Source organism: Gloeocapsa sp. DLM2.Bin57 (assembly GCA_007693955.1).
In the GTDB taxonomy this organism is placed as follows: domain Bacteria; phylum Cyanobacteriota; class Cyanobacteriia; order Cyanobacteriales; family Gloeocapsaceae; genus Gloeocapsa.
Genome location: RECR01000055.1, coordinates 44,083 through 62,969, shown reverse-complemented (window position 1 = coordinate 62,969; position 18,887 = coordinate 44,083). Strand labels below are relative to the sequence as shown.

20 protein-coding genes and 1 tRNA gene are annotated in these 18,887 nt (G+C 36.9%); 10 read left to right on the top strand and 11 right to left on the bottom strand.

What is annotated here, in order from left to right:
* The first annotated feature begins 203 nt into the window (after positions 1 to 203).
* A complete protein-coding gene (locus EA365_05480; protein ID TVQ46452.1) occupies positions 204 to 704 on the top strand; it encodes a hypothetical protein in 501 nt (166 codons plus the stop codon).
* Position 705: 1 nt separating this feature from the next.
* Here EA365_05480 and EA365_05475 read toward each other — a convergent pair whose 3' ends face one another.
* The 3 genes from EA365_05475 to lipA form a co-directional block, all read right to left on the bottom strand.
* Positions 706 to 1,965, bottom strand: coding sequence for a DUF697 domain-containing protein (locus EA365_05475; GenBank protein ID TVQ46451.1), 1,260 nt, complete (start codon positions 1,963 to 1,965; stop codon positions 706 to 708).
* A gap of 51 nt (positions 1,966 to 2,016) precedes the next feature.
* Positions 2,017 to 2,622 (bottom strand): M23 family metallopeptidase, encoded by a 606-nt coding sequence (locus EA365_05470; protein TVQ46456.1) that lies wholly within the window; start codon positions 2,620 to 2,622, stop codon positions 2,017 to 2,019.
* 76 nt (positions 2,623 to 2,698) lie between these two features.
* Positions 2,699 to 3,571 (bottom strand): lipoyl synthase, encoded by an 873-nt coding sequence (lipA, locus tag EA365_05465; protein ID TVQ46450.1) that lies wholly within the window; start codon positions 3,569 to 3,571, stop codon positions 2,699 to 2,701.
* A gap of 48 nt (positions 3,572 to 3,619) precedes the next feature.
* Between lipA and EA365_05460 the strand changes: the two genes are divergently transcribed.
* Positions 3,620 to 3,693, top strand: a tRNA-Pro gene (locus EA365_05460).
* A gap of 210 nt (positions 3,694 to 3,903) precedes the next feature.
* On the opposite strand, the gene EA365_05455 is transcribed toward EA365_05460, so the two are convergent.
* From EA365_05455 to EA365_05430, 6 genes are read right to left on the bottom strand one after another with little or no spacing between them, the layout of a single operon-like run.
* Positions 3,904 to 4,839, bottom strand: coding sequence for a glycosyltransferase (locus EA365_05455; GenBank protein ID TVQ46449.1), 936 nt, complete (start codon positions 4,837 to 4,839; stop codon positions 3,904 to 3,906).
* A complete protein-coding gene (locus EA365_05450) occupies positions 4,836 to 6,560 on the bottom strand; it encodes a hypothetical protein (GenBank protein TVQ46448.1) in 1,725 nt (574 codons plus the stop codon). Before EA365_05450 ends, EA365_05455 begins: the two co-directional genes overlap by 4 nt.
* Before the next feature lie 56 nt (positions 6,561 to 6,616).
* Positions 6,617 to 8,023 (bottom strand): phosphoglucosamine mutase, encoded by a 1,407-nt coding sequence (locus tag EA365_05445; protein TVQ46447.1) that lies wholly within the window; start codon positions 8,021 to 8,023, stop codon positions 6,617 to 6,619.
* 18 nt (positions 8,024 to 8,041) lie between these two features.
* Positions 8,042 to 8,902, bottom strand: a complete 861-nt coding sequence (gene crtB / locus EA365_05440) for a cyanoexosortase B (protein TVQ46446.1) — start codon at positions 8,900 to 8,902, stop codon at positions 8,042 to 8,044.
* Positions 8,892 to 10,025, bottom strand: coding sequence for a DegT/DnrJ/EryC1/StrS aminotransferase family protein (locus tag EA365_05435; GenBank protein TVQ46445.1), 1,134 nt, complete (start codon positions 10,023 to 10,025; stop codon positions 8,892 to 8,894). Before EA365_05435 ends, crtB begins: the two co-directional genes overlap by 11 nt.
* Positions 10,022 to 10,888: an ABC transporter permease gene (locus EA365_05430; GenBank protein TVQ46444.1), complete on the bottom strand. Its 867-nt coding sequence runs from the start codon at positions 10,886 to 10,888 to the stop codon at positions 10,022 to 10,024. The genes EA365_05435 and EA365_05430 overlap by 4 nt, the downstream gene beginning before the upstream one ends.
* Between EA365_05430 and dnaB the strand changes: the two genes are divergently transcribed.
* The 8 genes from dnaB (at position 10,871) to EA365_05390 (ending at position 17,184) form a co-directional block, all read left to right on the top strand.
* On the top strand, positions 10,871 to 12,205 hold the full coding sequence (gene dnaB, locus EA365_05425) for a replicative DNA helicase (GenBank protein ID TVQ46443.1): 1,335 nt from the start codon (positions 10,871 to 10,873) through the stop codon (positions 12,203 to 12,205). The two genes, EA365_05430 and dnaB, sit on opposite strands and share 18 nt — an antisense overlap.
* 304 nt (positions 12,206 to 12,509) lie before the next feature.
* Complete coding sequence (locus tag EA365_05420; GenBank protein TVQ46442.1) at positions 12,510 to 13,649, top strand: hypothetical protein; 1,140 nt, start codon at positions 12,510 to 12,512, stop codon at positions 13,647 to 13,649.
* Between the two features lie 5 nt (positions 13,650 to 13,654).
* Positions 13,655 to 14,647, top strand: a complete 993-nt coding sequence (locus EA365_05415; GenBank protein ID TVQ46441.1) for a hypothetical protein — start codon at positions 13,655 to 13,657, stop codon at positions 14,645 to 14,647.
* A gap of 515 nt (positions 14,648 to 15,162) precedes the next feature.
* Positions 15,163 to 15,498, top strand: coding sequence for a hypothetical protein (locus EA365_05410; GenBank protein ID TVQ46440.1), 336 nt, complete (start codon positions 15,163 to 15,165; stop codon positions 15,496 to 15,498).
* A gap of 83 nt (positions 15,499 to 15,581) precedes the next feature.
* On the top strand, positions 15,582 to 15,911 hold the full coding sequence (locus EA365_05405) for a hypothetical protein (GenBank protein TVQ46439.1): 330 nt from the start codon (positions 15,582 to 15,584) through the stop codon (positions 15,909 to 15,911).
* Between the two features lie 68 nt (positions 15,912 to 15,979).
* Entirely contained in the window at positions 15,980 to 16,342 is a 363-nt protein-coding gene (locus EA365_05400; GenBank protein TVQ46438.1) for a hypothetical protein, read from the top strand.
* A gap of 65 nt (positions 16,343 to 16,407) precedes the next feature.
* A complete protein-coding gene (locus EA365_05395; GenBank protein TVQ46437.1) occupies positions 16,408 to 16,710 on the top strand; it encodes a hypothetical protein in 303 nt (100 codons plus the stop codon).
* Between the two features lie 9 nt (positions 16,711 to 16,719).
* On the top strand, positions 16,720 to 17,184 hold the full coding sequence (locus EA365_05390; GenBank protein TVQ46436.1) for a hypothetical protein: 465 nt from the start codon (positions 16,720 to 16,722) through the stop codon (positions 17,182 to 17,184).
* A gap of 153 nt (positions 17,185 to 17,337) precedes the next feature.
* On the opposite strand, the gene EA365_05385 is transcribed toward EA365_05390, so the two are convergent.
* Both EA365_05385 and EA365_05380 read right to left on the bottom strand, forming a co-directional pair.
* Positions 17,338 to 17,787 (bottom strand): hypothetical protein, encoded by a 450-nt coding sequence (locus tag EA365_05385; GenBank protein TVQ46435.1) that lies wholly within the window; start codon positions 17,785 to 17,787, stop codon positions 17,338 to 17,340.
* Between the two features lie 50 nt (positions 17,788 to 17,837).
* Positions 17,838 to 18,872 (bottom strand): pentapeptide repeat-containing protein, encoded by a 1,035-nt coding sequence (locus tag EA365_05380; GenBank protein TVQ46434.1) that lies wholly within the window; start codon positions 18,870 to 18,872, stop codon positions 17,838 to 17,840.
* Positions 18,873 to 18,887 lie beyond the last annotated feature (15 nt).

The window sequence follows — 18,887 nt, the reverse complement described above, 5'->3', positions numbered from 1 at the left end:
TCATCTCACGCTTATTTGAGAAAATAAAGCTTGAGGCTTCTCGCGGTTAAGCTAAATTATGTCACCAATTAACCCAGATCATTTAGCAGAGTTATCAAATAATCTCAATTTATTGGTCCAAATGTCTGATCCTGATCTGGAAGATTTATTGAGTTTGGAAAACTTACCCGAATCGATTAGAGATTGGGCGATTAAATACGAGGATGAGGATAGAGAGATTAGCACACAACCCTCATACACCGAGAGATGTATTAGAAAGACTAGCTACCGATGCTGATCAATATGTACGCCGTGGTGTAGCACAAAATCCCCAGACAACAGCAGAAATTCAAGCCAAAATATCCCTGTTTACTGAATATTATCACAGTAAAAACATTCCTATCAATATTCTTCAAGAACTCGCTAATCATTATGATAGTTACGTTAGGAAAATAGTAGCCAAAAAACCCAATACACCAGTGAGTATTTTAGTAGTACTAGCTAATGATGCTGAGCCAAATGTGCGCTCGGTTTTAGCCAAAAACCCCAATACACCAGTGAGTATCTTAGCAATACTTGCCACTGATATTTCATTATCTGTACACTCGGCTGTAGCGGAAAACCCCAAGACACCTAAACACATCTTGGCAAAACTAGCTAGCGATGCTGATAACACTGTGAGTAGTGCTGCTAGGAAAAATCCTCTTTTTAATCAAATTAGTTAAATTATTGTTTTTTGAACTTTTCTTTAGCTGCTGTGAAAGCTTCTTGCATAACTGCTTGGATTTTTTGGGGATCTGGTTTTTTACCACCGATTAAGTCACCAAAATAAACGCATACTCCTTCACCTAAAGCCCAAGTATAAGCCCCAGCCCAAGAAGCTGCGACAACACTACCTAAACCAGGGATAAATTTAATTAATTCTCTACCTACTGCTTGGGCTAAAAAACCACCTGCGATCGCACTTATAATCCCTCCTGCTTGAGAAGGACTAATGGTTTGTCCATAGATTTTACCGATTAAGCCTACCATAGATACTTGTAGGGTAGTAAGTACTGGCATAGTAGCAAAGGGTAAGGGTACAGCGGCGATAGTACCTGCGATCACTGAAAAAGTGAGTATATAACGTCTAGCTACATCTCGATAAACGTTACCAATTTGGTTAGCAACACTGTTATCGAGGAGTTGATGAATTGCTTGTGATTCAGCTTCGGGTAATAACTCCGCTAGATTGTCTGTGAGTGCTTCTAAGCCGTAAAATACGGGGGTATAACCATCAGATTCTAGGGTAAAATCGATTAAGACTACGCGATCGTATAGGTTAGCAAAGTCTTTAGTTATAGCCGTAAAAGCGCGGTTAATGTTTTCATCTGCTAGGGGATTAGAGGGATGTTCGGTAATTTCAGGGGGATATAACTCGTGTAAACAGGTAACTGCTAAAATACAGGGTATATTACTATATTTTTTACGCAGTTGTTGAGCAATTTCCCTTAAACTATCAGTAGCAAAGTCGTTTATTTTCACAGTTAGAATTAAGACTTTAGCTCCTCGATCTGGTTGTTCTAATTCTGTGGTTAATTCTTGAATAATATTTTCTGTGTTGTTTTGAACGTCTCCTAAACCTACGGTATCGGTAAAGACTAATAGGGGTAGATCGTCACAGGGATAATTATACCTTTGGGTATTCTGGGTATGGGGGCGGAATCCTTGTCCAACTATCTCTGCTGATACTCCAGTTAAACCCCGAACAAGAGAACTTTTTCCTGTTTGGGGTTTCCCGATTAAAAAAGCTTCTGTAGTAGGTAATTCTGCGCGTACTTTGGTGAGGATTTCTTCTATTTCTTTTTCCGAGACGTTAAACCAACTTCCTACTTTTTCGGAAACTTTCTCTACTGCTACAATTTGTCTTAACCGATTTTGGAGATTTTTTAGCCAAGAAGATTTGATGGTATCTGTTTCTGCTTCTGTCTGATTTTCGTTGAGCATATTAGTTTAGATTATTGATATATCATATACTTTTATTCTAACCAATTAATCTCACGAACTGCGATACATAGCACGGATAATTACGCCTGGATCAATGTCTTGTTGACCATGTTTTAAACCCCAATGCAAGTGTGGTCCTGTTGTACGTCCGGTCATTCCTACTCTCGCTATTCTTGCACCTGTAGAGACGTATTGTCCCTCGGTGACGGTTACCCCTAATTGGGGGTCAACTAGATAACGTCCTTGAGGCGTTACTGTTACATAACCATCTAGATGACAATATGTATGTTGCCAATCTCCCGATTGTATAGTTATCTGAGTACCACAGTTAGTATGGTCAGATAAAATCACCACTTGTCCTCCCCACCAATTACGTATGTAACTACCCAAAGGAGCAGCTATATCTAATCCATTGTGAAACTCTCTCTGACCTGTAGTTGGAGAAATACGGTAACCAAAACCAGAGGTGTAACCCTGAAAATTTTCGACTGGAAATGATGCTTGTTGCCAGTTAGTGGCTAATTCTATCTCTAAAGCGGTGACGTCCGTAAATTGTAAAGTTTCTATAACGAAACAAAGGGCGATCGCCAAGAAACTGAGTAATAAATACTTACTCCAGGTTTTCAGGTAATATCTACCAGTAGGGATCATTTTCATCTCAGTTACTGGTTTAGTTAACAACAACTCTCTAGTATAACAACTGACTAGATTTTAGTTAACAGAGTGATTTTACTTAACTTTTGGGATATTCTACCATCAACTTTTGTACTTGTTCAGCGTGATAAGAACTACGAGTCAGAGGTGAGGAAACTACCTGTAAAAAGCCTATCGATTCGCCGTATTCTCGCCAAGCGTCAAATTGTTCGGGAGTAATAAAAGCTTGAACTCCTAGATGTTGGGCTGATGGTTGTAAATATTGTCCAATGGTAAGAATATCACAATCTACTTGACGTAAATCTTTAATGACTTGACGTACTTCGTCATCGGTTTCACCTAAACCTACCATGATTCCTGATTTAGTATAAACAGTAGGAGCTAATTCGCGAGTACGTTGTAACAATTCAAGCGATCGCTGATAATTACCTTGAGGACGAACCCGACGATAAAGTCTAGGTATTGTTTCTGTATTGTGGTTTAAAACTTCTGGTTTAGCCGAGAGAATAACCCCTAAAGCTTCCCAATTTCCACATAAATCAGGAATAAGTACCTCAATAGTCGTGTTTGGCGAAATTTGCCGCACTTCTTGAATACACCGTACAAATTGAGTAGCTCCACCATCTGCTAAATCATCTCTATTCACAGAGGTAATTACCACATGATTAAGATTGAGACGTTTTACCGCTTCCGCTAAACGCGTTGGTTCTGTACTATCTAAGGGTAAAGGTTTTTTCTCAAAATCTATATCACAATAAGGACAAGCGCGAGTACAAGCAGGACCCATAATTAAAAAAGTCGCTGTCCCTGCGTGGAAACATTCCCCAATATTAGGACATGAAGCTTCTTCACAAACGGTATTGAGGTTTAAATCTCTTAAAATATCCTTAACTTTACCAACGCGCTGATTTTGAGGGGCTTTTACCCTTAGCCAACTCGGTTTAACCGTCACTGATAGTTTTCTCCTAGTGTGATATAATATTTAAATTCTAACCAAAAACGGGATGTAGCGCAGCTTGGTAGCGCACTTCGTTCGGGACGAAGGAGTCGCAGGTTCAAATCCTGTCATCCCGATTGTGAGCCTAACCTTTATCTAGTAAGCACTTCAGCTATTAGCTATCCTTATTGAATCTAATCTAGGATACCTGATACCAGATGATACCATTTTGATACCAAGTTGGCTAAGAATAGGTGTAATCCTACTAAGATTAATAGTAAAACTATATTCCCATTAGGTATGGCAGTAATGGGTTTCGCGACTTGAAAATCTCATCCCTTTAGTAATCATCTTATTCTACCTAAAAGAAACGTTTTGAGAGCATCAACAAACCCAAGCACATAGAAAATACCACGTACCATAATTTTTAGAGGAGAACCACTCTTATAACAAGGTGGATTCCCCAAAACATGACAATCAAATAACTTAGCGTAAAGACGTAATTGTTGAGAAAAAGTTAAATTTTGCAAAGCCATGAGGAAATGATTGTGATAAAAAGTAATCTGATACCGAAGCGATCGCGTATTGAGATCATGACATCCTCCAGTCTCTTCCCCTAAATGTACTAAATAAGCTTCGGGGTCATACCAAATTTTATAATCAGTTTGACGTAACCTTAAACAAAAATCTGATTCTTCCCGTACAGCTGAACCTCGAAACCTTTGATCAAACCACAGATTATACTTAGTAAAAATTTCTCGACGAAAAGACATATTACAACCTCGCGCTGAGATTACCTGCTGTGGCTTAATTGTGTGTACCAAATCTAGATAATACCAAGCAATACCGGGATCCATCGCTTCTGGTGGTAAATCTTCAATTACTATAGAAGACTCAGAAAGTTTTAAACGATCCAATACTCTACCCGCAACCGCCCCAATCTCATTAGAATTTAGATAGTTACGAACGTGTGCGCTGAGATATCCCTCGGGTAATTCCACGTCATCATCAATAAACAAAATTAAATCACCTTGAGCTTGTCTTACACCATAATTCCTGGCTTGAGGTAAACTCGCCCAATCTACCCGAAACCAGCGAATTTTATTTAAACTAGCTTGTGTGGTTAGATAACTCTCGATCTCTGGTTGATGTATTTGAGTTTGATCTACAACTATGACCTCAAAAGCATAATAATCTTGTTGCAGAACAAATTCTATGGTATTTTTTAAAACCTCTTCACGACTATAGGTAGGAATGATCACTGAAACAACTAAATCACTCATACAACTCCCTGTTTTTGACTTCTGAGTTTAAACCTCCTACCTTTAATTTTTTCGGCTTTTGTTTCTTTATTTACCTGTTCTTGTAGAAAACCGGCTTTAAAAATGACTCCCGCAAAAAACCAATAATAAACCGCTACTGGATCAGTATCTAAAGGATACCAATAAGGAAAATAACTAATCAACAAAATAAACACCCAGAAACTAGAAGCATAGTTTTTAATTACGGGGTCAAGAATAATGCGATAACTCTTAAAAGTATAAACAACTAAACTAGTTATAAAAGCCATAAAAGCTAACAACCCAAAAAGTCCAATTTCATAAAAAATCCGAGCGTGGAAAGTTTCTACTAAAAAAATATCTCCTAAAAATCTACCCGAAGAAGTCGCTAAACCTAAACCACTACCTAAAATACCTCGTGATTGTGATAACGCCCAGTTATATTGATTGAGCATAAATATGTAGGGTGGAGCAGCATTCCAACGATCCACAAAACTATCTACCCTTTGTTGAAAAATCTCAGGATTACTAGTAGCTACAATGAATAATAATACAGTGAATCCTAACCCGATAGGTAGAAAAGCTCTGAGTTTAAAAATTTGTCCCGTTAAAATCAACATTACCAGAAAAAAGACAGGAACTAAAACTAGAGCAATTCTTTGACCAGAAATTATTGCATTTATAAATACTAGAGTCATTCCTCCTAACCCTGCTATGCGCCATTTCCAGGAAGGATCGCTAAAAGTTGTAGCAAAAGTAATACCCGCGTTAGCGATTAAAAACCATCCCCAGTGCCACGGTGATACAAATGTACCGGGTAATCGTATTACAGCATGGTTCGGATTAAAAGCTACTGCTCCTCCAACAAAACACCTCGCCTCTAATTGGGGTTTATAGATATCTACCGCTGTCATAAAACGAGTACCATCACAAGCACCTGAAGCTAATAAACGGTATTGATATAATCCTAATAAACAACAAATAATCGTTAAGACTAATAAAAGACGTCCTAAAAAAATGAGGTCTTTTTTCGTCTCAATTAAATGATAAGCACAAAAGATTAAAGGAATATACCCCAATAAAACTTTTAAACCCAAAAGTCCTTGTAAAGAGGTTAAACCTTGCTTACAGGGAGTAGCAATCACTAGACCTGTTCGAGGATTTAAAATATAAGCACCAGTTGCATCTCGTAAAAATCTATCTTCTTCACCTAAAGAATCACAATAGGGTAAAAATTCACTAGGCAAGTTTACAAATAAATAAGTCATTGCACAAAAAAAGAGCAACAATATCAATGTTACCCTTAGTTTAGGCTCAATAAATATGAGTTTATTCTTGCTTCTGCACTCTTGGATTAACCCAATTAATGCACCTAGATAAAAAATATCTTTAGCTAATTGAAAAGCAATATTACCACCACCAATACTATAAGTTATAGTTCCCGAAAATGGCATATAGATTAAAAACATCCATAAACCTGTCCGAGGATATTTATAGGAGCAAATAAATACTACTAAAGCTAAAGGAATACTTAACCCTATTTTGGGATTAATTAATAAACTTAAAGGAACACCAACAGCGAGAATAAATACTAAACTAGATATAATAATTAAAAAAGCATTTCTAAATTGTTCTCTTTGGCGTCTTTTTTGTGCCAAAGTTTCTTTGACAGAACTTCCTTCTGCTTTTGAGAGAGATTTTGATTTGCGTTTGACACCTGTCATCTTAAAAATTAGTTTTTTAGAGTGGGTAAACCTTTTATAGTTTACCCTAAATTTTGTTAAGCAACGCCTAACTCTTGTTGGACTACTGAAACTAAATGATTAGTCCAGTAACTAGCTATATCAGTGTTAGACGCTTCTACCATAACACGAATAACAGGTTCAGTTCCCGAAGCTCTAATTAATACTCTTCCCTCTTTTCCCATGGATGTTTCAGCTAGAGCGATCGCAGTCGTAATTTTTGAGCAATTTTGCCATTGACTGAGAGTTTCACGGTTATTTACCCGCACATTGCGTAAAAACTGAGGATAACTAGGGAAGCTGTCTTGTCTTAAATCTCGTAAACAAGTTCCCCAATTATCAATCAAAGCGCTCAAGTGTAAAGCTGTTTGTAACCCATCACCCGAGAAACTATGATGATGACAGAGAATATGTCCTGATTGCTCTCCACCCAACATAGCACCTGATTCCCACATTTGTGCTTGCACGTATTGATCTCCTACTGCGGTACGAATCATTTTACCCCCACAGTTACGCCAAGCCATCTCAAACCCCAGGTTAGCCATTACTGTAGCTACTATAAGGTTATCGGGTAATTTTTGTTGTTGCTGTAGATGTTTACCCCAAAAATAGAGGATATGATCACCATCGACGATATTTCCCAAAGAATCAATAGCGATGACTCTATCTGCGTCTCCATCAAAAGCAAAACCTAAATCTGCTTGATATTCTTTTACCGCTTCTCTAAGAGGATTAAGATGGGTAGAGCCACAGTTAACATTAATGCGATCGCCATTTGCTTGAGCATTGATACAGATTACCTCTGCACCTAAATTACGAAAAGCTTGAGGTGCTAACTCTACTGCAGCTCCCCAAGCTAAATCTAAGACTATGCGTAAACCACTAAAACTACTTTGGGGTGGTAATGAAGCTAAGACACTTTCTAAATAGTTTTGTACTAAATTATGACGAGATGCTTGTAAGGTAGTTATATCTTGCTTTACTATCTTATCTGAATGTAAACCTTTTTCTATCTCTTGAGTGAAGGTTTTGGCTAATTTCAGACCATTTCTATTAAAAATTTTGATACCATTATCTTCGGGAGGATTATGACTCGCTGACACCATTATTCCCCCGATCGCTTCAGTTTTATGAGTTAAATATGATACACAAGGAGTCGGACATAATCCTAAATGCCAAACTTCCCCACCAGCTGCATTAATTCCCGAAGCGATCGCACTTGCTAACATATCGCTAGAATTGCGCGAATCTTGTCCAATAATTACCACACCTTGTCTCTGTGTTTGTTGTTGCAATACTTGAGCTGTCCAAAAACCTATTGCTCGCGCTAAAGAAGGAGTCAATAACTCTCCAACTTTACCACGAATACCATCAGTACCAAATAAAGGAGTACTTAAACTCTGGGTTAAATTTAACATTAGACAATTTCTCCTCACACACCACATCTAAACTTTGGCTAAATCTTAACTTATTTCTAGTCTTTCTATCCCTTTAAGTAATAAAAAAATCAACACCAAGGTTAAACCAGAATAAATATCACCCCACCAACCCTCGTGTAATAAATCAAACAAGTCTTGTTGTTGGATACCAGAAAACATCGCTAACAGGGTATTGCGCACTATATTACCGATAAGATTAATCAGCACTGTTCCTGTTAACAGTAAGATAGTTATAGTTTTTGAGCTTAATTTATTTCTCCAGTACAGTAACAGCAAAGCTGCATAGATACTAGTAAATAACATTTTCAAACCCGCGCAATAGGGAGCAACTTCAATTATTTGTCCATTTATTGATACATAGATGGTTTGAACCTCAATATCAAAACCAAATAGATATAAAATAAACCCTATAGATATAGCAATAAATCTCTGTAAAGGAAAGGTATAAGGAGTCAATAAATAGGGAATAAAATTAGGTGTTCCCAACCACAATAACACCAGAGGGAAAGCTTGTAACCTTAATCCTGGTACACCTTTTAACCAGAGACAGATACCCGTCAACATCAAAGCAAAAGAAAAAGATACAAAATCTGGTACACCAGTACTATAAGACCAAGCAGCAATCAGTAAACAAACTCCACCCCAAGGGTTAATAGTATCAGGGAGTTGTTGCCATTGTTTACGCTTTTGCCAGACAATATAAGTAGCTAGGGGAAATCCTAGTAAAGCATGACTAAAATATTCGTGTTCAATTCCAATAGTTTTATTTAACCAACCATCAACCCAATGGAATAATATAGGTACGTATAAAACAGCGATTAAGCCTAGAATTAGATAGTTAATTAGACTAGTATTGAGTACTAAGGATTTAGATTTAACTTCCATGTTTATTAATAAAATCAGCTAAACGATCGCCAACTAGTTGAACTTGACTATCAGTTAAATTAGGGTACATTGGTAAAGAGAGGATTTTCTCTGCTAAAGCTTCTGTAACAGGAAAATCCCCATAACCATAACCTAAATGTTGATAACCTGGTTGTAAATGACAAGGTATAGGGTAATGTATCCCTGTTTGAATTCCTTGACTAGTTAGATAATGTTGTAACTCATTTCGTTTCGACGCGCAAGTAATCACGTAAAGATGATAGACATGACCATTATTACAGTGATTTTGCAAAGGTTGAAGCAAAGGTAAAGATTGTAAATATTGATTATAGAGTTGAGCTAGTTGATAACGAGATTGATTCCAAGCAGATAAATAGGGTAACTTAACACCGAGAATAGCAGCTTGGATAGTATCGAGACGACTATTTTTACCTATCTCACTGTGATAGTACTTTTCTTTTGCTCCATAATTGCGTAAAGTTTTGACACCAGTAGCGATCGCTTCTGAATTAGTTACCAACATTCCTCCATTACCAAAAGCTCCCAGATTTTTGCTAGGATAAAAACTAAAAGCACCAGCTATGCCGATTGTACCTGCTAGATAACCTTCTCTTTGGGCTAAATGAGCTTGAGCTGCATCTTCAAAAATTAGTAAATTATGACTTTGAGCAAAATCTAATAATTCTGATGGTGATACCATTTGACCATAGAGGTGTACTGCTACAATCGCTTTAGTTTGATTAGTAACAACCTTGTCAGCCACTTTCAAGTCAATTAAAGCTGTTTGAGCATCACAATCCACTAAAATAGGGGTTGCTCCTGTTTCTAAGATACCGATAATCGTAGCAATAAAAGTATTAGCAGGTACAATTACCTCATCTCCCTTACCAATACCACTAGCTTTTAAACCAAGAGCGATCGCATCTGTTCCCGATGCTACTCCTACAGCATAATTTACACCACAACTGTGAGCAAAAGCAGTCTCAAACTCCTCTAAAGCAGATCCTAAGACGAAATCACCACGACTAATTACCTGATCAATAGCTGCGGTAATTTCTTGACTTAAGGGTTGATGTTGACTCAATAAATCGACAAAAGGTACTCTAGTTATGGGTAAATTCATTTTTTCGGATCGAATAAATCACGTAAACCATTACCAATCGCATTAATACTTAACACCGTTAGAAATATAGCTAAACCAGGGAAAATAGCCAAATGGGGATAACTAGTTAAATAGTTTTGTGCTTCAAAAAGCATACGTCCCCAAGTTGGTAAATCAGGAGGAAATCCTAACCCTAAAAAACTTAAGGTAGATTCAATGATAATTCCATTACCCATCCCTAGGGTAGAAGCAACCAGAATCACTCCTAAAACATTCGGGAGGAGATGACGCCAAATAATTGCAGGTTGTGACGCTCCCATGGCGATCGCACCTTGGATAAATTCTCTCTCCTTCAGTTTCAGAAAATCTGCTCTTACTAATCGAGCTACGGACATCCAGTTTAATCCTCCAATGACTATAACTACTAAGATAAATATACCCAGATTTGGACCTGCGATCGCTCTCAACTTATCTCGAAATAAATACACAGTTAATAATAATAGGGGTAATTGAGGTAAAGATAAAAACAAATCCACCACCCGCATCAACAATAAATCCACCACACCACCATAAAAACCTGCGATTGCTCCTACTAATGTTCCTACAACCATAGCCACGGTTACTGAAGCTATAGCTACAGTTAGAGAGATTCTCCCACCTATTAATATTCTCGCTAATTGATCTTGACCTAAATCATTAGTCCCAAATAGATGAAATCCACTAGGTGGTAAATTAGCTTGAGTCAAATCAATGCGATCAAAGGGTACAGTATAGAAATAGGGCAATACTATAATACTAGTTACAATTATAAATAACACTAAAACACCAAAACACAACAGAACATCTCTACTGAGACTACGCCAAATATGACCCAAATTAATCATCAATCTCTTCCCCCTCAAAATCTTGACGCTGAAGAATCTATTCTCGGTGGTATTTTATTAGATCCTGATGCTATTGCTATGCTCACCGATACCCTTTCTCCTGAAGCCTTTTATTTATCTGCACATCGTGAGATTTATCGAGCTGCTCTTATTTTACATGAGCAGGGAAAACCTACAGACTTAATCACCGTTACCACCTGGTTAACCGACCAAGGATTATTAACTAAAATTGGGGGAACAGCTAAACTAGCTCAATTAGTCAATCGTACCGTTTCCGCGGTGAATATTGATCGCTACGCTGCTTTAGTTATGGATAAATACCTACGTCGTCAATTGATTGGTACAGGTCATCAGATTGTCGATTTAGGTTATGATACCAGTTTAGAATTAGATAAAGTACTCGATCAATCCCAACAACAAATCTTTAGTCTTACTCAAACTCGTAGTCAAAAAGGTTTAACCCCCCTAGCTGATACTTTAATTACTACCTTTAATACTATAGAAGATTTACATCAACAAACCGCTCTCCCGGGAATTACCACAGGTTTCTACGACTTAGACGCTATGACTAGTGGTTTTGCTCGTTCAGACTTGATTATTCTCGCGGGACGTCCTTCTATGGGTAAAACCGCGTTAGGCTTACAAATCGCCTATGAAATCGCTAAACAACATCAACTACCCGTGGCGATATTTAGTCTAGAAATGTCTCAAGAACAATTAGCCCAAAGACTTCTAGCTTCAGAAGCAGAAATAGAAAGTAATCGCCTACGTTCAGGACGTATAGCTCAAACAGATTTAGAGCCACTTAGTGAAGCAATGGCTAAACTTTCAGAATTACCTGTCTATATAGACGATAATGCTACCTTAACCGTGACTCAAATGCGATCGCAAGTTAGACGACTGCAAAGTGAACAAAGCCAAAAAATCGGTTTAGTCTTATTAGACTATTTACAACTTATGGAAGGAAGCGGTAGTGATAATCGAGTCCAAGAATTATCCCGCATCACCCGTAGTCTCAAAGCTTTAGCTAGAGAAACCAATGTACCAGTGCTCGCACTCTCTCAACTTAGTCGCGGTGTAGAAGCGCGTACCAATAAACGCCCGATGATGTCTGATTTACGTGAAAGCGGTTCAATCGAACAAGACGCAGATTTAGTTATTATGCTCTATCGAGACGAATATTATCACCCCGATACCGTTGACCGTGGTATTGCTGAAGTTATTATTACTAAACATCGTAATGGTCCAACAGGAACGATTAAACTGTTATTTAAAGCCGAATTTACTAAGTTTCTCAGTTTAGCTTCTAGCAAATAAAGTTAAAGATTTTTGTATTTTTTGGTAGAATAAAAACTCCCGAACCTGCGATTCCGAAGAGATCTGCTGCGCTGCACGCCCTAAATTGATCCCTATCCTTAATCTTTCTTTAAAAAATCAGCCAAGAACGTTAATTTAAGTCTAGATTTGGGAATATTCTATAGTAAAAGGTCTAAAATTTTTACAATGAAGATAGACTATAGCAGTACTTCGCGGTGTTTGACATTTTAAAGTTATGAAACCTAGTACTAATCTACTTTGGCATGAATGCCTTGCGCTATAAACCTCCAATCACTAAAAGCTTATGCAATTATCCTCAGAAGCAGTCAATCTACAATCAGTTGCCCAAAAACTACAGGGACATAAGCAATTGCAACGCTTAAAAAAACTAGTTTATTACACCTCTACAGGTAATTGGGAAAATGATGCCAATATCCTCAATGACTTAAGCTTAGAAAAACTTTTAGAGCAATTATACCAGAGTAATTCCTCTTTAGAAGAATTGAGTGAGGCTTTGTATCAATCCGTTGATACTCTCAATCGTCAAACCGTTTACTCAGAATTAGCTAACTTAGTCATTGCTAAAATCGGGGTTATGTATCAAGATTCTGCTGGCTCTACAGAAGTAATCATGATTAAACCATCGGTTAGAGACAATATTTCTGAAGATGTCATCGGTAAAATTGTTATTAAATTCAATAAGCATCCCGAAGTAGCTAGAATCAAAAAATTAATCTTTTACCTAGCTAAAGATCAATGGGAAAACGATGTTAATGTCATAGATAGCTATGGTTTAAAGGAATTAATCCTCAATATACGAGAATCATACCCCAATTTTGGTGATGTAGAACAAGCTTTTAGTGATTTGGTTGCTACTCTGAATCGACAACATATTTATTTAGCCGTTTCTGAAGCTATTACCCAAGAATTAATTAAACTCTATAAATCTGAGGAAGGAGAAACTAGTCTATTTAGTAATAAAACAGGTTTAGTCACTCAAGTTAAACCAAAAGAATCAGAAGACAAAATCACTACTATTCAAGAAAAAACTACAGAAATAATAGCTCGTCAAACAATTCTTCAGGAAAATATAACAGAAACATCCGCAAAAGAAGAGGAAGTAAAAGGTAAAGGTATGGTTACCTATACTCCCTTTGATTGGCGATTAGATATCATGCAATATACTAATCCCTTACGGGTAAAAATACTAATGTTTTGTTTACTATATCATCAATTTCAGAATAATGAAAAAGACTGGTCAAAACTAAAATCATGTACCCTAGAAGACTTATTAACTAAAGTGCTCAATCGTTATGATTCTGTCAATCAGGTAGAAAATAAACTTGAGACTATTTATAAACAATCAACCGAGCCTGAATTATACCAACAAACTGCAGCAGTACTTATTAAATCTTTAATGTCATTTTACGAAAATAAAATCTAACCAACATGGAACCATCAGAATTAATTAGTAAATACAAATCAGGAAAAATAGATTTTAGTGGCGTCAATCTCAGTAGTCTGAATCTAGAAAGCGCTGATTTAATTGGGATTATTCTCAAAGAAGCAGATTTACACAACTCTAATTTAGTTTTTGCTTATTTGAATCGCGCTGATTTTAGTGACGCTAATCTCAGGGAAGTCAATTTCAGCGGTGCTAATCTCAATCAAGCTGATTTGAGCAGATCCAATCTTCAAGGAGCTAATTTACATGGTACAATTCTCCAAAGAGCAATTCTTAAAGAGGCTAATCTTAGTTTAGCTAATCTCCTCGACGCTAACTTAATTATGGCAGATTTGCGCTCAGTAGATTTAAGCGGTGCTAATCTGATTGGAGCTTGTTTACGAGGTGCTAATTTACGTCGAGAAAAACGGAAACAATTTGTAACAATGCGCGGTGCTTCCCTATGTAAAGCTGATTTACAAGGTACAGATATGAATGGTGCAGATTTAGTCAAAGTTAACTTTAGTGGTGCTAATCTCAAAGAAACTAACTTGCAGGATGTAGATTTACGAGAAGCAGATTTAACTGAGGCTAATCTTGAAGGTGCAATATTAACCGAAGCTAACCTCATGGGTGCTAAATTAACAGGTGCTAACCTCATGGGTGCTAAATTTGCTCGTGCTAATGTAACTGAAGCTAATTTAAGCAAAGCTAATCTTGAAGGAGCTATTTTCCCTGATGCTAAGTTAATTCGCACTAATCTAGTGGGTGCTAATCTCAGTTATGCGCGGATGAGTCGGGTTGATTTGAGTCGAGCTGATTTAACGGAAGCCAATTTAACCGAAGCGATGTTGATTGAGGTATTTTGCGCTAGAACTAATTTTACTAGAGCTGATTTTAGTTATGCCAATCTCTTGAGAGCTGAAATAAGTAGCTCTAATATGTTTGAAGTTAATTGGCAAGGAGCAACTTTACCTGATGGTAAGGTACATAGTTAAATCGGAATAGGGAATAGGTTTTCACGCGAGACAAGGTTTTTGAGAATATGGTCAGGCTCTCCTGTATCTATGGTGCTAAGTAAAACAAGAGTGATTATAGAGAACAGGGAACAAAATATCACTTTTCAGTGTCTTTAAATTATCCAAAATATTAATTACACCTAGAGAAATATTTACAGGCAAGTTTTTGCTTGTAAATTTTCCTGTTTAATCTCCTTATTTAGAATCACATTCAAAGATTTTTTTGACTAGCGGGAACAAAAGATATCTTCTCACTGTCTTTAACTGCAACCTAACAATAAAATAGGTTTTTAATAAGGATTAATTATTAGATATAGCGCTACGCGCTCTTGCACTCTTTAGGCTAATACTAGGTTTCATGACTCAAAAATGTCAAACATTCCTGATGCGTACTGCTATCAATTTTTCTAAAATAAAACCTAAATAAAATAGGGAACAAAAAATATTTCCTGAATGTCTTTAATTATAACTAACAACAAAAAGAGGAAAAAACAATGAGAAATATCTTACTTGCTTCTGGTTTAGCTTTAATGACTACTTTTAATTTAGCAGCACCTAATGTGTTAGCACAATCAAGAGATAGCGGTACAGTAATTGATTCAGAAACTGTTTCTATTATTACTGGAAACGGGAACAGAGTTCAACAAAGTGTCAATATTACTAGCACCAGACAACGTTATTTTGATGCTCCAGGAAATGATGGTACAGTCATTCGTAGCTACGTTAATTGCGATATTCTTGGTGATGATAATACCTGCCAACAATACAAAGTTATTCGTACTCAAGAAATTCGCGTAGGCAATTCTAGACCTACCAGATATAGACGCTAAGAAATTACTAGGCAAGTTTTTGCCTAGTCTCTAACTACCTAATCATATTTTAGCAGCAATCATCAACAAAAAGAGGGAAAAAAATGAGAAATATCTTACTTGCTTCTGGTTTAGCTTTAATGACTACTTTTAATTTAGCAGCACCTAATGTGTTAGCACAATCAAGAGATAGCGGTACAGTAATTGATTCAGAAACTGTTTCTATTATTACTGGAAACGGGAACAGAGTTCAACAAAGTGTCAATATTACTAGCACCAGACAACGTTATTTTGATGCTCCAGGAAATGATGGTACAGTTATTCGTAGCTACGTTAATTGCGATATTCTCGGTGATGATAATACCTGCCAACAATACAAAGTTATACGTACTGAGGAAATCAGAAGAGGAGGAAGATCAGTAAGAAGACGTTAATTAAAAAAGAGAGAGAAAATAATGCTATGAAGGCAAAAAAGAGCGGTGGATTTCTAGGAATCCCTCTAATGATAATTAGCATCACTTCTTTATTTATTCCTCCAGCTTTAGCTAAACCTTTATCTCCAGGCAATATTATCATTACTCCTAGTATCTGTGTCAATACCACTGGAGGAACTTGTCGAACTGGTACAATTATTGTTGATGATGGAACGTGTAAAAGAAATGTAGTTGTACAACCTTCTTCTCTAGTAGTTACAGGAAATAGAAGAAGCAATGCTCAATCAACACAAGTTGTGACTATTGGTGATTGTATCCCTGATGGTATTAACTCTACAGCGACGGTGATTGTTAATCCCCAAATTATGGTAACACCAACTCCTCCAACTCGACCAATTCACGTTAACCCAGTAATTCCTAATTTTCCTTAATAACTATTGTAGTAGGTGCTTTTAATAAGTGCCTCTACTTCTATTCAATCATGGAGACAATAATCATGAAAATCATCCGAACAATCATTTTAACTAGTAGTTTAGTTGCTTTAATTTCTGTTAATATTAATAGTGCTTCAGCAGTTGATATCACTTTACAAGGCGATCGCCTCACTAATATCAGAAAAGATAATTTATTCGCTTCCCGACAAAATCGACAATCAAGAAATCATTCTCGCACTTCTATTAAGAGAAAACCCATATTGTTTAATCGTAATAGTGTTGTTTGCTCTCCTAATGCAGATACTATCAGAATTAGAGGATCTCATCGACGGGTAAGACGCAATACTTATTCTAACTGTAAATAGGTTAAAATTATGTTAGGCTATAAATTGCACACATTTAAATCTGTTGCTTTAGTGTCTTTAGGGTTAACCCTTTTGTCTGTCAATACTTTGATGACAAAAATAGGGGATAACCCCTTAATCACTCAAAATAATGTAACAGTGCAAATCCAAGAAGATTATCTTAATATTAGAGTAGTTGACTTAAATCAACCTCAGATTCTGACTATCAGTAAAATAAACAACTTTAATCAAGGTTATCTCAGAGGTGAAATTAAGGTCAATGGTGTCAAAATTCAAGATATCCAGAATAATATAACTAGTGTCAATTTATCTCCTCGATTAAATAGAGGAATGAATCGTATTGAGGTTGGGGGAGAATATCAACCCCTTAATTCTAATGTGAAAATTGACTTTGAGGGGGTTTCCACTTCTATTTCTCAAGTTATTAGCGGTAGTGGTAATATCAGCTATATATTAAGTATAATGGTTGAGTGAGGTAAGTCTGCCAAGTCAGGGGTTAGGGGTTAGGGGTTAGGTTGAACGGTATTAGGTGTTATGCGTTATTATTTCTATATAACATACTCCCCGTCTCCCCGTCTCCTCCCTCTCGGAAGTCTCCCTACTCCCCCCTTACCTCAAACAATAACTTTAGATATCACCCCTAATTTCTTCAACGATACCATCACGCATAACTAACTCTATATTCATTTTATTAACGAGATTATCGCCTTTTTCTACCCTAAAAAAGCTTTCTAATTGAGTTTGTTTAACTTCTGTATTTAACTCACACATTTGCGCTTGCTGCATTTGTTGGAGAATTTGGTTTTTCTTCTGGAGTATTTGATTTCTTTGTTCGTTGATTTGTGCTTGGAGATTTTGAAATTGAGGATTAGTTTGAGGATTAGTAACGGTAGGTAGTTGTTTTTGTAGTTCAACGAGTGCTTGTTTAGCTTTTGCTTCTAATTGTTGTAATTGAGCGTCTAACTGATTAACTTGTAATTGTAGTTGTTGTTGCATTTCCTCTTTCCAGCGAGGAGTTACAATAACGGTAAGAGTAACTGGTCTTCTTAAAACTAATCCTGATTGATTGTCGAACATAATTTAAATCCTGAATAACTCTAGTTATTTTAGCTGAAAGTAGGACAAGGTTAGTTTCGTAATACTGCTCCTTTTTCTTGTAGATACTGCTTAAGTTCTGAACTTAGTCCTAGATTATGTTGAAAAATTGCCCCATCGAGGGTAGCTCCACTAAAATTAGCTTGAGTGAGATTAGTTTCAGAGAGATTAGCGTAACTGAGATCTGCTCCAATAAGGTTAGCTAAAGCGAGACTAGCGCGGTGTAAATCAGCGTGTTGTAGATTAGCATTACCGAAATAAGCGCCACTGAGATCAGCACCTGCGAGATTAGCATAACTCAAGTCTGTTTCGCTTAAATCTGCGTCGGTTAAATCTGCTCCTCGCCAATTGGTTTGACTCAGATTAGCGCTATTAAGTTGTATTCCATTCATATTGGTAGCGAGAAAATTACCTCCTGCTAAATCAACTAAGGGGTTTAAGGTAATCATAGCCATTAACTCGGTAAAATTATCGGTTTGAGCGTTATAGACTTGGTTAATCACATCCTTTAATTGAGTTAGGATTTCTGGAGTGATGGTAGGTAGGTTGAATACTTGAGAAGGATTGGTTTTATTTACAGCATAAATTTGGTCAAAAAGTATCTGTTTATACAGACACAAAGCAAGTTGTCTGTCTAGGACAGCGTGTTTATTAGGACTCAAATCATGACGCCATAAACCCTCGATCGCCTTAAAAGAGATTCCCGCGGGTGTTGGGCTAAAAGTAGCCGTAGTCTGATAATCAGCTGTTGTAGTAGTAAAACTAGCGAGTAGAGATTTTGAGGGTGAAGAGGGTAGAGATTTGACCAACCAGACTAAATCTCCCGTAGATTCTGAAGCGATCAACTCCCAACCTGGTTGAGGTTGACTAATTACCTTGACTATTTGAGCATTATCTAGCCTAAGTCGCAAATTACCACCTTGGAGAGATAATTGTAAACGACCTGTACCCACAGGTTGCCATTGTGGGGTAAATTGAAGACTCAAATAGAGTTCAAATTGGTCGGAAGTAACAGGGATAATCTCTAACTCCATAGAGACGTATTGATGAGGTTGATAATCAGACATAAATATTTACCCTAA

Excerpts from the sequence above, each read along its gene's own strand:
- EA365_05480 (TVQ46452.1), top strand. The coding sequence starts at position 204 with ATGAGGATAGAGAGATTAGCACACAACCCTCATACACCGAGAGATGTA.
- EA365_05475 (TVQ46451.1), bottom strand. The coding sequence starts at position 1,965 with ATGCTCAACGAAAATCAGACAGAAGCAGAAACAGATACCATCAAATCT.
- EA365_05470 (TVQ46456.1), bottom strand. The coding sequence starts at position 2,622 with ATGAAAATGATCCCTACTGGTAGATATTACCTGAAAACCTGGAGTAAG.
- EA365_05455 (TVQ46449.1), bottom strand. The coding sequence starts at position 4,839 with ATGAGTGATTTAGTTGTTTCAGTGATCATTCCTACCTATAGTCGTGAA.
- EA365_05450 (TVQ46448.1), bottom strand. The coding sequence starts at position 6,560 with ATGACAGGTGTCAAACGCAAATCAAAATCTCTCTCAAAAGCAGAAGGA.
- EA365_05445 (TVQ46447.1), bottom strand. The coding sequence starts at position 8,023 with ATGTGGTGTGTGAGGAGAAATTGTCTAATGTTAAATTTAACCCAGAGT.
- crtB (TVQ46446.1), bottom strand. The coding sequence starts at position 8,902 with ATGGAAGTTAAATCTAAATCCTTAGTACTCAATACTAGTCTAATTAAC.
- EA365_05435 (TVQ46445.1), bottom strand. The coding sequence starts at position 10,025 with ATGAATTTACCCATAACTAGAGTACCTTTTGTCGATTTATTGAGTCAA.
- dnaB (TVQ46443.1), top strand. The coding sequence starts at position 10,871 with ATGACCCAAATTAATCATCAATCTCTTCCCCCTCAAAATCTTGACGCT.
- EA365_05430 (TVQ46444.1), bottom strand. The coding sequence starts at position 10,888 with ATGATTAATTTGGGTCATATTTGGCGTAGTCTCAGTAGAGATGTTCTG.
- EA365_05420 (TVQ46442.1), top strand. The coding sequence starts at position 12,510 with ATGCAATTATCCTCAGAAGCAGTCAATCTACAATCAGTTGCCCAAAAA.
- EA365_05415 (TVQ46441.1), top strand. The coding sequence starts at position 13,655 with ATGGAACCATCAGAATTAATTAGTAAATACAAATCAGGAAAAATAGAT.
- EA365_05410 (TVQ46440.1), top strand. The coding sequence starts at position 15,163 with ATGAGAAATATCTTACTTGCTTCTGGTTTAGCTTTAATGACTACTTTT.
- EA365_05405 (TVQ46439.1), top strand. The coding sequence starts at position 15,582 with ATGAGAAATATCTTACTTGCTTCTGGTTTAGCTTTAATGACTACTTTT.
- EA365_05400 (TVQ46438.1), top strand. The coding sequence starts at position 15,980 with ATGATAATTAGCATCACTTCTTTATTTATTCCTCCAGCTTTAGCTAAA.
- EA365_05395 (TVQ46437.1), top strand. The coding sequence starts at position 16,408 with ATGAAAATCATCCGAACAATCATTTTAACTAGTAGTTTAGTTGCTTTA.
- EA365_05390 (TVQ46436.1), top strand. The coding sequence starts at position 16,720 with ATGTTAGGCTATAAATTGCACACATTTAAATCTGTTGCTTTAGTGTCT.
- EA365_05385 (TVQ46435.1), bottom strand. The coding sequence starts at position 17,787 with ATGTTCGACAATCAATCAGGATTAGTTTTAAGAAGACCAGTTACTCTT.
- EA365_05380 (TVQ46434.1), bottom strand. The coding sequence starts at position 18,872 with ATGTCTGATTATCAACCTCATCAATACGTCTCTATGGAGTTAGAGATT.